Raw genomic sequence first — 14,560 nt, 5'->3', positions numbered from 1 at the left:
ATTTAAGGACTAGCTTCCTGATATAAAGACCTGCGGATACCCAGCTCCAGCCCCCTTAGTTCTGCAAGGCCCTTCATCCGCCCGATTACGGAATAGCCAGGATAAGTATTCCGGTTGATGTCATCCAGAATTTTATGCCCGTGGTCCGGCCGCATAGGAATGTTCGTATCCGTTCTGCCGGCATTTTCACGACGCTTTTGTTCTTTGATGAGTTGCTGCATTACTGCAAACATATCTGTACTGCCATTCAGGTGCGCAGCCTCATAAAAACTGCCGTCATTTTCACGCTGCACATTCCTGAGGTGTATAAAATGGATATACGGACCCAGACGGCCTGCCATTCCCGGCAGGTCATTTGCGGGATTGGCCCCCAGGGAGCCACTACAAAAAGTGATGCCATTGCTGGGAGAAAGAATAAAATTGACGATGGTTTTCAGGTCCTCTTCTGTTGAAACCACCCTTGGCAGGCCCAGAATAGGAAACGGAGGATCGTCCGGATGGATGCACATCCTGATGCCCTCTGCTTCCGCTACGGGGATAACCTCCCTTAAAAAATAAGCCAGGTTTTCTCTCAACCTGACAGCATCTACTTTCTCATAACGTCTTAAATGCTGACGGAACGCCTCGACAGTAAATACCTCATCGGTGCCTGGCAGTCCTGCCATAATGGTATTCGTCAGCAATTCCTTTTCTGCCTCACTTATACCTTCAAAATATTGTTTGGCAGCCTTCTGCTGTGCGCCGGTATATTCCTGAAAAGCTCCCTGTCGCTGCAAAACAAACAAGTCAAAGGCAGCCAGTGCCACAGCATCGTAACGTAAAGCACTGGCATTGTCGGGCAAACGGAAATCCAGGTGCGTGCGTGTCCAGTCAAGTACCGGCATAAAATTATAACATACTGTTTTCAGTCCGCATGCCGCAAGGTTTTTCAGCGTATACTTGTAAATTTCTATGTAATGGTCACGCTCAGGTTCAGCGGTTTTAATACTTTCATGAATATTCACACTTTCAACCACTTCCCAGCTTAGTCCGGAGGCGGTGATGACATCTTTCCTGGATGCAATTTCTGCAATACTCCATTCCTCGCCGCAGGGAATATGGTGCAGAGCAGTAACAATTCCGGTAGCACCGGTTTGTCTGATGTAAGCCAGCGTAACTTCATCATCGGGGCCAAACCATCTGAAGGTTTGCGTCAGTTGTTCCATTTGTATAATTTGATTGGTTATTTACTTACGCAAGATAAGCACTGCGTTGTGTGGGAGACCATGATGAATGTTTCATATCACCATGTTACAACAGGCCTGCACATTTGCACGATATTACGGTTTTACTCCTCAGGCATACCCTTAACTTTAAATTTCATAAACCAACCGAATAGAGACTGTATGAATTTTAAAAATTTATTTTTTTTTACGCTTTTGCTGGCGGGCATACGCAGCCATGCCACCAATTATTACATCAACAGCAAAGCCGGGAACGACACCAATACCGGCAACAGCAAAGAAAAACCCTGGAAAACCATGAATAATATTGGTAAGACCAGTTTTGCGCCCGGCGACAGCATACTGTTTGCCAGGGGAACAGCTTATAGAGGCGGGGTAATCCTGAACAGTTCGGGTTCTGCAGAAAAACCAATTGTCATTTCCCATTACAGTGCGGGAGCCGAACTGATCTTAAAAACACCGAGAAAAGAGCTTACGCCTGTATTTGAAAAATACGGTGCCGGACACGCTCCTGCTTTCAGCAATCCGGACTGGAATGTACTGACTGGAAACATCTTCAGGATCGAAGGAAGCTACGTGGTGATCGACGGACTTTATTTCCACGATAACACCAATCCCCCTGGCAGCGATAAAACGACTAAAAATGTACAAAAAATGGGCGCAGTTTACCTGGCTTTGGGCACCCGGCACCAGGTTGTAAAAAACTGCGAGTTTTTTCACACCCCGGTAGGCATCAAGGTTAAAAGTACCCATAGCCTGATTACCAGGAACTATTTGCACGACGCTGCAGACATGATGGCCTACTCATGGGGTCCTATTGCCATCATGGTAGTTTCGGGCAACAATGAGATCGCGCACAACAGGATCGAAAACTACGGTGCCTATGGGGGACCGTACGGATCGGATGGTGGGGTAATAGAACTGGATGGAGTTGATGACAATTTTACGGCCAGCAACATCCATATCCACCACAACACCTCTGTCAACAACCATGGTTTTCTGGAAATTGCGGCCAGAAATGTGGACAGCGTAACTGTAGCCTACAATTTGAGTGATGACCGGAACCAGTTTATTGGCGGGGGCGGTTATAAAGTAAATGTATGTAACAATACTATAGTCCGCACAAGAGAGCCTAACGTAGACCGTTACGTATTCTGGACCTTCAACCCTGACCTGACTTTCTTCAATGTCCGCAACAATATATTTTATCTGGCCCCGGACCTGGGCGTGTTTGGCCCGGTAAAGAAGGTTACCGGGCATGTAAGGGTAGCCATTGGCGATCAGCCAAGAGATATGAACCTGTATTTTTCTCCAGGCAATTCCAATCCGGTAGGCATTACCCCGGGTAAAGGCGACCTGATAGCAGACCCCTTGTTTGTGGATGCAGCCAACTGTAACTTCCGGCTAAAGCCAAATAGTCCGGCGCTCCGTAGAGGTAAAAAAACCGGTTACACCTACGACCTGGACGGTTACCCTGTTGCCATGGCCAAACCTGCCCTGGGCGCTTACGAATTTTAACGATGCATATGAAACAGACGATTTCCCGCAAAAATTTTATAAAAGGTTGTTCTGCAACGCTTGGGTTAATGGTGGCCGGAGTTGCCAAGGCCAGCTTTTTTGAAAGTCCGGAGGCTGCAGAACGGGTCAGAGGGTCATGGGTACGGACTGGCCAGGCCAGGGATGGCGACATACTTTTACAGTATTGCAACATCGTTGTGCAGAAGACCGAACATACAGCCGTTCATCAGGCCGCTTTGTTCCTTGCCTCAGATATTGAAAAGATCAGCGGCCATCGCCCGGCAGTTCTGGAAGCAGTTGTTCCTGATGCCATAAACATTGTGCTGACCACCCTGGGGAACGGTGCGTTGCCTGAAGATGTCATGATAAAACAGCTGCGAAACAAATGGGAGGCATTTTGTATACTTACTGCAAACAACACCGTATGGCTTACGGGTGCTGATTTCCGGGGTACCGCCTTTGCTGCATATACGCTGGCGGAACGGCTGGGCATAGACCCGCTGTACTTATGGACAGGTTACCAGCCGCTGCCTCATGCCAATCTAACCCTCAGAAAAACCCGCTTTTTTGCCGATACCCCAACCGTAAAATACCGGGGCTTTTTTCATGATGATGAAGATGTGCTCCCGCGGCCTTTTGATAAATATGGTTTTCCTTTACGCATCGGCGATGTGTCTTTGGAATGGTATCAACGCTTTTTTGAGACTGCTCTGCGCCTGAAGATGAACATGACGGCGCCTTATGTACGGGTGCACAGGCGTTATGAGGTGCAAAAATGTGCAAGCGACTGGGGCCTCTTCTACACTTCACACCATTATGATATTCTGCTGTCCAATCCATTTGGCATTGAACGTTTCCATTTGGCCGACAAAAGAGGGGTGAGTACAGAATGGGACTGGTTCAAAAACAAGGAAAACATGATCAGGTACTGGCGTGGCGGGGTAGAGGAAAACAAGGCTTTGAGCGCAATATGGCCCGTAGGCCTGCGTGGCACAGACGATCATGCCTACACATTTCCGACGGGGACTGCTGAAAAAGAGCAGGCAAAAGTATTCAGGGAGGCCATAGATGCACAGGTAAAAACAGTGAAAGAACTAGTTCCAAGTCATGAAAAGCCAGCTTTTCATTTTACCCTGTATACCGAGATGCTCGAAAAGTACAGGAAACATCCCCAGGATTTCAATGTACCTGAGGATGTAATCCTTGTATGGCCCGACAACAACGACGGGATCATGCGGGATCTGCCATCGGGACCCGACAAGTGGAAACATGGGGTATATTACCACCTGGCTTACTTTGGTGGCCCCCCGACTAAACAGGGCACACATGTGATTGCTCCTTCCCGTATTGCCGGGGAATTTAAACGCATTGTGGATTCGGGTGCTACGGAATTCATGTTGGTCAATGTATCGGAAATGCGCGAGCATGTGATGGAAGCCAGAATGATTGCAGACATCTGCTGGAATGCCCCGGCCCTGCTGCAGTCTAAAGATGCTGCAAAAACCTATCTGCGTTGGTGGGCAGCTGAGTATTTTGGTCATCCGAATGTGGATGCAGTGGTAGGGGCCTACCAGGATTACTATTCGCTGATGGACAGCTCTGAAAAGACCTATTTTGGTGCTGCACAGTTTGAACTGATCCTGGATCAGCTGCACAGAAGGTTCAGTAAAAAACCACCTGCAAAATTAGAAGCCGCCAAAATAAGAGAACTGAAAGAACGGAACGAAAAATTCGAAGCTGCTTTCAGGAATATCAGCCTGCTCCGGCCAAAATTAAACCGGGAGCAAATCCAGTTCTTCTTTGAACATATCGAACTTGGCCTTCGGATAGACCAAAGGCCCACTCAGGCTGCATTGTACCTGTTAAAGGCCCTGGCAGAACCAGGCGACATAAAAGCCTGGGCAATAATTAAGGAAGCTATGGTTCCCCTTGAAAAACTGGAAGTGGAGATTTTAAAGGCCGAAAGACCACCATTCGATAAATGGTACATCCCTACCTGGATCAGAACGCCCGTTTCAGTCTTTAACATTCACCGTTCTTATACCCAGCTTAGGGAATTCATGGCCAATAACGGTACTCAAACGCCAATAAAACCCAGGATGACGTTTGGCCACAACATTGAAGGGGCCAGGTTATGGAGTGATTTTATTGAAGAATCGGCTAGAATAAAAGCAACCTACTGATATAAAAATACCTTTCTCCGGTAATTTTAACCGGAGAAAGGTGCGTGACCTGCTATGGGTTCAGTACAATCAGTGCCACCGAGTTACCTTCCAGTTTTAGAGGAACAGAAAGTGAGGCAGCATAATCGTATGTCTGCTCTGAACTTACGGTCAGGCTGTTTTGTGAGGGGTTGGTATAGATGTTATTGTTCTTAGAATCGATCATGTATATTTTTGTGTTGATCTTACCCGTAAAAGCGGTTTGTGGGATATTGTTGATCTTTACGCTGATCTCCTGATCGGGAGTAAAATTGGTATAGTTAAAATTCCATACCAAAACGGCTATTCCCTTACCATTGCCCGTGGCCGCCAGGGCATTGATCCCCAGGCCCTGGGCCGAAAGTTTGGTTGAGGTAGCCTTGATCCGGGTACCGCGATCGGAAATTTGTTTGCCAAACATCAGGGCATAACCATAAGGGTTCGGATAGGCATTGTTCAGGTCGGCCAGTTCGCTTTTATGCAGGATTTCACCATGGCTAATGGCCCAGTTGAATACCCGGTCTACCCCGCCCTCGTACAGATAAAAGGCCTTTGCCAGCTGTGCAGGTGCCCAGGCTGTCATGAGCTGTGCCCTTACCCAAGCTGCAGGAAGGAAATCGCCGCCAGACAAACCATATTCGGTTACAAACACAGGCTTTGCTGAAATACCTTTTGCCGCCAGTGCAGCAATGATCTGCGGTTTGGCAGTTTCAAATAACTTTGGGTTGCTCTGTTCTGTATAACAGTTCATGCTAAAAAAATCCAGTCGTTTACCCGGGTCTGTATCTGCTGCATACAATGCCAGGAACTGATTGGTATAATCCACCAGTGCCGAAAAATTCGTAGTACTGGTAAATGCCCCATTGCTCAGCATCAGCCTGCTGTTCCCTGCCAGTCCCAATTCGGCATTCGCCGCATTGATGGCTTTGTAATAATCCTTGTACACCTCATAATAGCTAACGGCTGTTTCTCCGGCATAATCCGGTTCATTGCCTGCTTGTATGTATTTGATTTTAGGGAATTTGTTCTTGTAGTAGATGATGGTCTGTTTGATAAAATTCTGGAACAAGCTCCCTTTCCCATCACCAGGTAATGGCGTTGAGGGTGACGACTTGTAGGCTGTTAAGGCGATCAGCAGGGAATCGGCACAGGTAGAATAATAGGCCAGGGAAGTTTCGGTCGGAACATCGCTGCTGTATTTGTAATTATAACCCTTGCTGTTGATGGTACTCAATGCCAGCCAGGTACGTATGGTTTTGTGGTTTAGAGACTGCAGCCAGGTTCGTGCATTTTCTCCCGGAAGGTTTGAAGTGGTAGAATGAACGTTGGATTGTTCAAATCGCATCACATCACCCTGCGGCACTGCGCAATCTACGGTAATCATTGCCGAGCCATTGCCCCCGGCTACAGGGGGCAATTCGGGCATGGCAGGTATGGTAGGCTGCGGACTGTTCTTCACACAGCCCGCAGCAAGGATAAGCACCAGCAGCAAACCTGAAATATTTCTTCTTAATGTGGTCATATGTCTTATTTTTTTAAAGTCCTATAGCTTCCTTCCATGAAGTTGCTACCCTGATTCCATCAACCGTAGCTTTCAACGGAGCATTTGTATTTTGCCTGATCACTACCCTGGTCAGGGATGCCGGATCTCCGGTAGCCACCGATGTTGCGTTAGGAACCGGAGGCTCTATAACAGGAATCGTACTTCCGATGAGATATAAAGCAGAATTTCCGGTCGCAAATTCATATTTATGGACTACCAGGTAGGTTTTTCCGTAGTCTAGCCCGGTTGTACTGTATACAGCCGTTGCGGAATTCCTGCCTATACCCAAAGAAAGCTGACTGCCATTGGCTTTTGCATAAATACGATTAAAATATGCCGGCGTGGTACCTGAAGCACCATCACCCAGCGAAAGGAAGAAATCGGCAGTTGCAGGTGCAGAAGCAAAATTTATCATCTGGGCGGTATAAATTACGCCACTGGTTTGTGCGGGAAATGCCCAGCTGATGTCTTCTCTTGAGCCATTTCCGTTTTCAGAAACCAGGGCGCCGCCAATACCTGAACCTGCGTAACCAGTATAAGTCAGGCCCGCAGAAATATATTGTACAGCACTGGATCCCCCGGCAGAGAAAGTGGCCCAGCTGCCTCCGCTCCTTGTAGATAAGGCACCGGCAGTAGTCCCGTATTCCAGGTCTTCCTTCTTGATCAGCACCCCGGGGGCAGCCACCCCGTATTCTATACCTGAAACGCTTACAATGGCATCAGGAACTGTTCCGGAACTGTGCAAAATGGAACCGGTAACCGTTTGGTTAATACCTGTATTTGCTAAAAACCGTGCATAGATCGTTACCGGCGCTGCATTAAGTGTGGCAAACGGGATAGTTAAACTACTGCCGAATGCCTGATCGTCCAATGATACCTGGAAATTTGCAGTAGCGCTGATCAGTACATCAGTGCTGAGCTTAACGCCGGTCAGCACATAGGATTTCGAATCAGATATGCTGGTAGTCACTACATTGCCGAATGCCAGTCCGGATTCTGAGGTCTTGATTTCCGGCAGAATAATCGGGTTTCCCTTAATAGTGATACTGGAAACTGCATTGGTATTGGCAACGGAAAGCCCGCCTGTGGCAGCACTTAGTTTTAATACCAACGACTTTTCTCCCTCAAAACTATTTAAAGAGCTGACCTGAAAGGAAACCTCAGTGGCCCCTTTAGGCAATTTAAGGGTTAACCCGCCTGCAGGGATAGCCGGTGTTATGGTATATTGATCTGCGGCAATGGTACTTTGCCCGTCGACCGAAATGAGTACCGTAGCCTCTTCTTCTAAAGGCAGCGACAGGGGCAAAACGATGGTTAGCGGATCTACAGTATTGTTTTCAATGGTATAGGCATTTGCCGCAAACCTGATGGTACCGACATTGAGTGGTACACTGAATTTATCCTTTTTGCAGGAATTGAATAGCATCCCCATGATCATGAAGGCCATGATCGGCCTGAGGTTAATGCCTGATGAACGTATTGGATTCATAATCTTTTTTTTCTGTTGATATTTAACTTTACCATCCGGGGTTTTGCATCAGCTCTGCCGATTTGTTGACCTCACTCTGAGGGATCGGCCATAAATAATATTTTGGAGCAATAAATGCCGGTGTACGGATATTGATCAGTTCATAGGTATAGGTTGCTGGTGTGCCGGTGCCTACCCTGGTGATCTTCATTCCATGCAGAGTTTTATTGGATACGTTCTCTGCAATTTTCCACCTGCGTACGTCCCAGTAGCGGTGCTCTTCAATGGCCAGTTCTACCCTTCTTTCGTTCTGAATTACCGCACGCATAGTTTCTTTTGTAAGTCCGTCTGAAAGTCCGTAATTGTCTTCCGCTCCGGGCAGGATGCCTGCACGTTTACGGATGGCCTTTACCTGCGTGTAAGCAGTTTGCAAATCCCCTGCTTCATTACTTGCTTCCGCATAATTCAGCAGGATCTCCGCATAGCGTATTAAAGGAAAACAACGCTCTGTGGCAGATGATGTGGTACTGGCAATAGTATTGTCGTCCAGCATTTTCCTCAGGTAGTACCCTGTTTTGGTGAAGTTGAAGCCATCCTGGGCAGCACCGGAATAGGTAAATACAGGGGTGACTGTTTTACTGGTATTCAGGCGCATACCTTCATTGAACAATATGCTCCAGTTGAACCTCGGATCGCGGTTAACATATGGATTTGCAGGATCATAACCCGTGGGGTTGGCAGATGATTTCAGGTCTTCTGTAATTGGTTTACCATTGATGGTACCAAAAGCATCTACCAATTCCTGATAAGGCATTGCACTGCCTGTACCTGTACGCGTCGGAGGATCCCAGATGGCTTCCAGCGTCCTGTTGTTACCTGCCATTGCCGCCAGGATGTATTCATTATTTTTGCGCAGGGTAAATACCTTCTGAAAACCCATTCCGCCTGCAAGCTCATACAAACCGTACTGGTTCAGGTTAACCACATCGAGCGCCGCTTGGGCAGCTTTGTTCCAACGGCCCGGATCAGCATTCGGGTAACCCAAAACTCCATCCATATCGGCTCTGCCGTTGAACAACGGACTTGCTGCATACAACAGCAGCCTGGATCTGAGTGCAAGTGCAGCACCTTTCGTTACCCGTCCGAAGTCAAGCCCGGTATAGATCTGTGGAAGGATCTGTGCCGCAGCTTTACATTCCGATTCAATATAATTCACACATTCTTCATAGGTATTGCGTTTCCCCGGAACCGGATCTGTAGCGCCATATACTACGTCCCCGATCAACGGAACGCCTCCATAGTGTTTGATCAATATGAAATAGTACCAGGCCCTTAAAAAACGTGCTTCACCGGCAATCCGGTCCCTTAAACGCTGAGATAGCGGAACAGTTGACAAATGACTCAGCAGCACATTCACCCTCCTGATATTGGCATAGGTAGTTACCCAGGCATCAGTAGGTACATTTATAGCGCTGATGGAACCCGTTTGAAAAATCACGTTATATGCGGTGGCAGAAAGCAACGAGCCTTCTACTTCGTCGCAGATGCTGTAAACCCCTACACTGCTGCCAAATCTTTTAGGGTCAGCGCTAAAACCTATGTCTGTATAGATTCTGGTCAGGAACTGCATGGTACGGGCACTATCTGCAAAGGTGCTCTCTTCTGTCAGGTCTGTGGTTTTGACCTGTTCCAGCACCCCGCCTTTTTTACAGGCTGCAGCCATCAGAACCATAAAAACCGCAGCTAAAAATATTTTCTTTTTCATCTTCTTAAATATTAAAATCCAACCTGCAGTCCTAAATTGATTACCTTTTGTACAGGATAGGTGCCCGCACTGCCATTACTTGCAATTTCCGGATCCTGAGAATACAGGTCGAAATTTGCCCAGGTATACAGGTCGTAGCCGCTGACATAGATCCTGGCCGAACTTACTTTTACTTTACTTAGCCACTGTTTCGGGAGCCTGTAACCTATGTCTACCGATTTCAGCCTGATATAATGGGCATCCACCATCCAGAAAGAAGAAGCATTGGAGGGGCTGCTTGGCCCTGCCAGGTTATTGCTCAGCCTTGGGAATGTAGCTGTGGCTGCTGTTTCCGGAGTCCACCTGCCCAGGGCAGAACGCTGGAGGTTACCCTGAAAAGGGATTACCCCTGCCGTAGCGATCCGGTAGCTGTAATCGAAACTACCCTGGAACAACACATTCAAACTAAATCCCTTATACTCCACTCCCAAAGAGGTTCCTAAAACCGTTTGCGGCAGGTTAGGCTTACCTATGGCCCGGTAATCTTCCTGATCAATTACGCCATCATTATTGGCATCCTCATATTTAAGATCGCCGGGTTTTGCATTGGCAACGTGGGCATAATTGTCAACCTCTTCCTGGGTCTGGAAAAAGCCCAGCACATTGTAACCAAAGCCCTGGCCTATTGGCAGGCCGGTTTTTGCGAGATAGGCATATCTTGGCGGAGCCTCTCCCTGGTAAACCACTTTATTTTTTGCCCTCGAGAAAGTAAAATTAGCCGAATAGTTCAGCTCACCGGTCTTATGACGAAACCCAATCTGGCCATCAAAACCTTTATTTTCAGTAATGGCGGAATTGGTTTTAGGAAGCGCAACCCCCAGAATATTCAATACATCCTGCTTTGTCCACAACTGATTGTATCGGTAATCATAAAAATAATCAAAGGTAAAGTTTAGCTTCCCACTAAAAAGTTGTGCATCCAGACCAATGTCTGTCTTCTTAGACTTTTCCCAGGTAATATCATAATTTCCTAAAGTGCCTTCCTGTATGCTGGTAAAGGTATTAGAGGTTTCCCCAAAATTGTAATTCGGGCCTGCTTCGTAAACCTGTTCTGTTACATAGATATTGCCTCCGGTAATGTCAGATCCGGTCATTCCCCATGATCCCCTTAATTTTAACAAATCAAGAAATTTCAGGTGTTGCTTGACAAAGGCTTCCTCGGCGATGTTCCAGCCTACAGATACTGCAGGGAAAAAGCCTTTCTTCTGCCGACCCACAAACTGGCTGGTACCGTTGTAAGCGCCGTTAAAATCAATGAGATAACGTTGTTTATAGTCATAACCTACCCTAAACGTCACCCCGTTGGAACTTACCGGCGCATATTCCTGCAGCAGCTTAACATTGGTATCAGAATTATAGTCTCCCTTTGTAACGTCATTGATATTATATAATATCAATCCGTTTACGTTATGGTTGCCAAATGAGCGTAAGTAGTTCAGTTTAACCAATGAATTCAATGTTTTACGGGTAATGGTATTTTCTGCTGAACTTGTCCTGGTCAGGGGTTCCAAACGGTAAAGGTTATTGCTGTGTATGGTATAGCTATTGTTTTCAGGGTTGTAGTAAAATGCAGGGATATTATTCCTGTAAAGCCCCCTGTCGTAACTCACATCGCCCGAATAGGCAATCCTACCCTGTACAGACAGTCCCTGCGTAATAAAATCAAGTTTATGATCGGCACTAACCAGTACATTAAATTCGTTTCTATAGGTTTTATCGTAACCCTGCAAAGCCAGGCGACCGATTAAGCTGGTTTCGTAAAAAGAAGGCCTTGACCTGAAAGCCCACGGATAACTGCCATCGGGATTAAGCAGCGGCTGTGCATAAGGTGGAAGACGCTGAAAACTATAAACAGTACTCAATGGTGAAGTGGCAATATGCGGCTCCGTAATGTTGCCCACACGACCGGTCAGATCCAGGCGCAGGGCTAGATCTTTGGTAGCTTGCATATCCAGATTGGAGCGGAAGGTATAGCGCTGATAGGCATAGTTGTTTTCCGGAGCCTCATAAGTGCCTTTACTAAAATTTCTGAGCATTCCGTTCTGGAAAACATGCCCTGCAGATACAAAATACTTCACTTTCTCACTTCCTCCGGAAATATCTACGTTGTTGCGTATCTGGTAGGCATTATCCTTAAATACTGCATTGTACCAGTCTACATCAGGGTGACCATAAGGATCGTCTTTTAAACGCCAGTGTTCCAGGTCTGCATCTGAAAACTCCAGCGGGGTACCATCATTGTCATTCCGTATGGCCTCATTTTTTAAACTGGCCACTGTATAGGCATCAAGAAAATTGGGCTTGTGTACAGCCGATTGCCAGCCGGATTCGGTGTTAAAGTTGACCATTGGCCTGCCCGTTTTACCCCGTCTTGTGGTGATCACCAGTACGCCATTGGCACCTTTTATTCCGTATACAGCCGTGGTAGATGCATCCTTCAGTATGGTAAACGTCTCAATTTCATTTGCATCCAATTGCGCTACCTGATCATAAGTATACTCAACATCATCAACAATGATCAAAGGCTTTTGCGACTCACCGGAAAGTGAATTGACACCGCGGATATAAAAATCTGCGCCGCTCTTACCGGGCTGACCGGAGCGTTGCTGTGATATGAAGCCAGGCGCCCTGCCTGCAAGCGTATTCTGGATGTTTGGTGTTGGTGTAGTGCGGATATCTGCTGCCGAAATGGTACTGATGGCACCGGTATTCGTGATTTTTTTTGTCGTTCCGAAACCAATTACCACTACCTCTTCCAAACCTTTGGTATCTTCTTTAAGGATAATGTTTACCGTGGATTGACCGCCAATATTGACACTCTGCTTCAGGTAGCCAATAGCCGTAATTTCCAGTACATTTGATGTTCCTTTTAATGTAAGGCGAAACTCTCCTTTTTCATTGGTGCTGGTCCCGTTCCCCTTCCCGTCTTTTTCCTGTATGCTCACCCCTGGTACAACACCTGAATTGTCTCTAACTGTGCCGCGAACTGTTGTTTGCGCCAGGGCCATAACAGGCAGCAAACAGCAATAAAGCAGGATGACCATTTGTATTAATTTCTTCATAATCTTCAATCATTTAAATTGCAATAACCCATTACAGTTACTATTGATATCCTTCGTTTTGTACCAGGTTTATATTTTTAGAGATTTCGCTGAACGGAATGGCATACCTATACATTCTTGGGGCAAAAAACTGGAACGGGATACTCAGTGTTTCAATCTGATAACTGAGCGTAGTACCTGATCTGTTTATTCGCATGCCGTGCAGGGATTTATTGTATACCTGCTCAGCAATTTTCCAGCGCCTCAGATCCCAGAAACGCTGTTCTTCAAATGCCAGCTCTACCCTGCGCTCATTGCGGATGAACTCCCTCATTTGCCCCGCTGTAAGGCCGTTAGGTAGTCCATAGGTATTTGGTGCAGTTCCGGCCTGAATACCGGCCCTGGCCCTGATGGCCCTCAGGTAAGTGTATACAGAGTCGGCACCCGTCCCCGGACCATCCACTTCATTCTTGGCCTCTGCAAACAACAGCAGAATATCGGCATAACGGAATATCGGGAAATTGTGTGTCTGATTGGAATAGGCTGTTCCGTTAGAAAAATCGGCCATGAACTTACGCATGTAATAACCGGTTTTGGTCTCTATGATAGCGGTTCCCGGACGGTCTCGCCCTCCGTTAAATGTTTCAACCTCGCGGTTGAGCCAGCGTGCACCGTTATAGAATACGGTTAAACCCAGGCGCGGATCGCGATTGGCATAAGGATTATTACCATCATAGCCTGTTGGATTTGCTCCCGACTTCAAATCTGAAGTAATAGGCAGGCCCTTAATGGTAGGAAAAGCATCTACAAGCTCTTGTGTAGGACTGGTCCGTCCACGACTGGCCGTGGTACCGTTTACATAGCCAACTGGTGCATTATTGGTTTCCACATCAAATGTCAAAGCCCGCTGGTAGGCCAGGATCACTTCATTGTTCTTACGCACCAGGAATACATTTGCAAAAGAAGGTTCCAGGCTATAAACCCCTGTCCGGATCACATCGGCCAGTGCATTTTTTGCCTTTCTCCATTTGCCAAAATCATTGCCTGCATTGTTTAGCGGACTCGCCGCCAGCACTAATGCTTTTGCCTTTAGTGTTAAGGCTATAGATTTAGTGATTCTGCCATACTCTCCCGCAGGGATAGGATCCGGCCTTAAATCGGCTATTATTGCATCGCATTCACTTACAATATAGTTTACACAATCATCGAAAGAATTGCGCGGAAGACGCAGATCATCATTAGCAGTTAAGACGCGATCGCCCAGCAAAGGTACTCCGCCGTAGCGTTTGATGAGTTCATAATAAAATATGGCCCTTAAAAAGCGGTTTTCTGCCTTCCAGTATTGCCCCTGTATAAATATGGCCGGGTCAGATTTTTTCAGATTTACCTTAGGAAAATTCTGTACAAAAAGATTACATTTCCTGATACTGGTGTAATTCGCATTCCAGGAATTATCGTCGTTTACCAGGGGTGAATATCCTCCATTGGTAAACCTCGAAATAGCAGTATTATCTGCCGATGGAACAGCATCATCCGTGGCAGCATCTAAAAGATTACCATCAATCCGGTTATAGCCGGTTGGCAGATCGCCGTAAATATCGTTTAAAAAATAACTGGCATTGGTACCCAACGAATCTTTGGAATCCCAGAGGTACTCTTCAGTAATCTTTTCCAGAGGCCGGTCTTCCATTTTCTGACAAGCTGTAAAGACCATGGCTGTAAAAGCGAGGCCAAACAATGGATGTTTATAATTTATCATGGT

Annotated in this window: 8 protein-coding genes; 2 read left to right on the top strand and 6 right to left on the bottom strand. The window is 46.7% G+C overall.

From position 1 onward, the window contains the following. Nucleotides 1-2: 2 nt before the first annotated feature. On the bottom strand, nucleotides 3-1,205 hold the full coding sequence (gene uxuA / locus ABIE26_RS01415) for a mannonate dehydratase (RefSeq protein ID WP_310140905.1): 1,203 nt from the start codon (nucleotides 1,203-1,205) through the stop codon (nucleotides 3-5). 180 nt (nucleotides 1,206-1,385) lie between these two features. Here uxuA and ABIE26_RS01410 point away from each other — a divergent pair, with 180 nt between their 5' ends. Then, on the top strand, nucleotides 1,386-2,741 hold the full coding sequence (locus ABIE26_RS01410; RefSeq protein WP_310140907.1) for a hypothetical protein: 1,356 nt from the start codon (nucleotides 1,386-1,388) through the stop codon (nucleotides 2,739-2,741). A gap of 8 nt (nucleotides 2,742-2,749) precedes the next feature. After that, nucleotides 2,750-4,924, top strand: a complete 2,175-nt coding sequence (locus ABIE26_RS01405) for a glycosyl hydrolase 115 family protein (RefSeq protein ID WP_310140909.1) — start codon at nucleotides 2,750-2,752, stop codon at nucleotides 4,922-4,924. Nucleotides 4,925-4,976: 52 nt separating this feature from the next. On the opposite strand, the gene ABIE26_RS01400 is transcribed toward ABIE26_RS01405, so the two are convergent. From ABIE26_RS01400 to ABIE26_RS01380, 5 genes are read right to left on the bottom strand one after another with little or no spacing between them, the layout of a single operon-like run. Continuing rightward, a complete protein-coding gene (locus ABIE26_RS01400) occupies nucleotides 4,977-6,464 on the bottom strand; it encodes a hypothetical protein (RefSeq protein ID WP_310140912.1) in 1,488 nt (495 codons plus the stop codon). A 13-nt stretch (nucleotides 6,465-6,477) separates the two neighbouring features. After that, nucleotides 6,478-7,974: a hypothetical protein gene (locus ABIE26_RS01395; RefSeq protein WP_310140915.1), complete on the bottom strand. Its 1,497-nt coding sequence runs from the start codon at nucleotides 7,972-7,974 to the stop codon at nucleotides 6,478-6,480. Between the two features lie 28 nt (nucleotides 7,975-8,002). Then, entirely contained in the window at nucleotides 8,003-9,718 is a 1,716-nt protein-coding gene (locus ABIE26_RS01390; RefSeq protein ID WP_310140918.1) for a RagB/SusD family nutrient uptake outer membrane protein, read from the bottom strand. A gap of 11 nt (nucleotides 9,719-9,729) precedes the next feature. Then, nucleotides 9,730-12,819 (bottom strand): SusC/RagA family TonB-linked outer membrane protein, encoded by a 3,090-nt coding sequence (locus tag ABIE26_RS01385; protein WP_310140921.1) that lies wholly within the window; start codon nucleotides 12,817-12,819, stop codon nucleotides 9,730-9,732. Nucleotides 12,820-12,859: 40 nt separating this feature from the next. Continuing rightward, nucleotides 12,860-14,557, bottom strand: coding sequence for a RagB/SusD family nutrient uptake outer membrane protein (locus ABIE26_RS01380; RefSeq protein WP_310140923.1), 1,698 nt, complete (start codon nucleotides 14,555-14,557; stop codon nucleotides 12,860-12,862). Nucleotides 14,558-14,560: the final 3 nt, after the last annotated feature.

Source organism: Pedobacter africanus, assembly GCF_040548825.1.
GTDB lineage: Bacteria > Bacteroidota > Bacteroidia > Sphingobacteriales > Sphingobacteriaceae > Pedobacter > Pedobacter africanus_A.
This window is presented reverse-complemented; position numbering and strand designations above follow the sequence as displayed.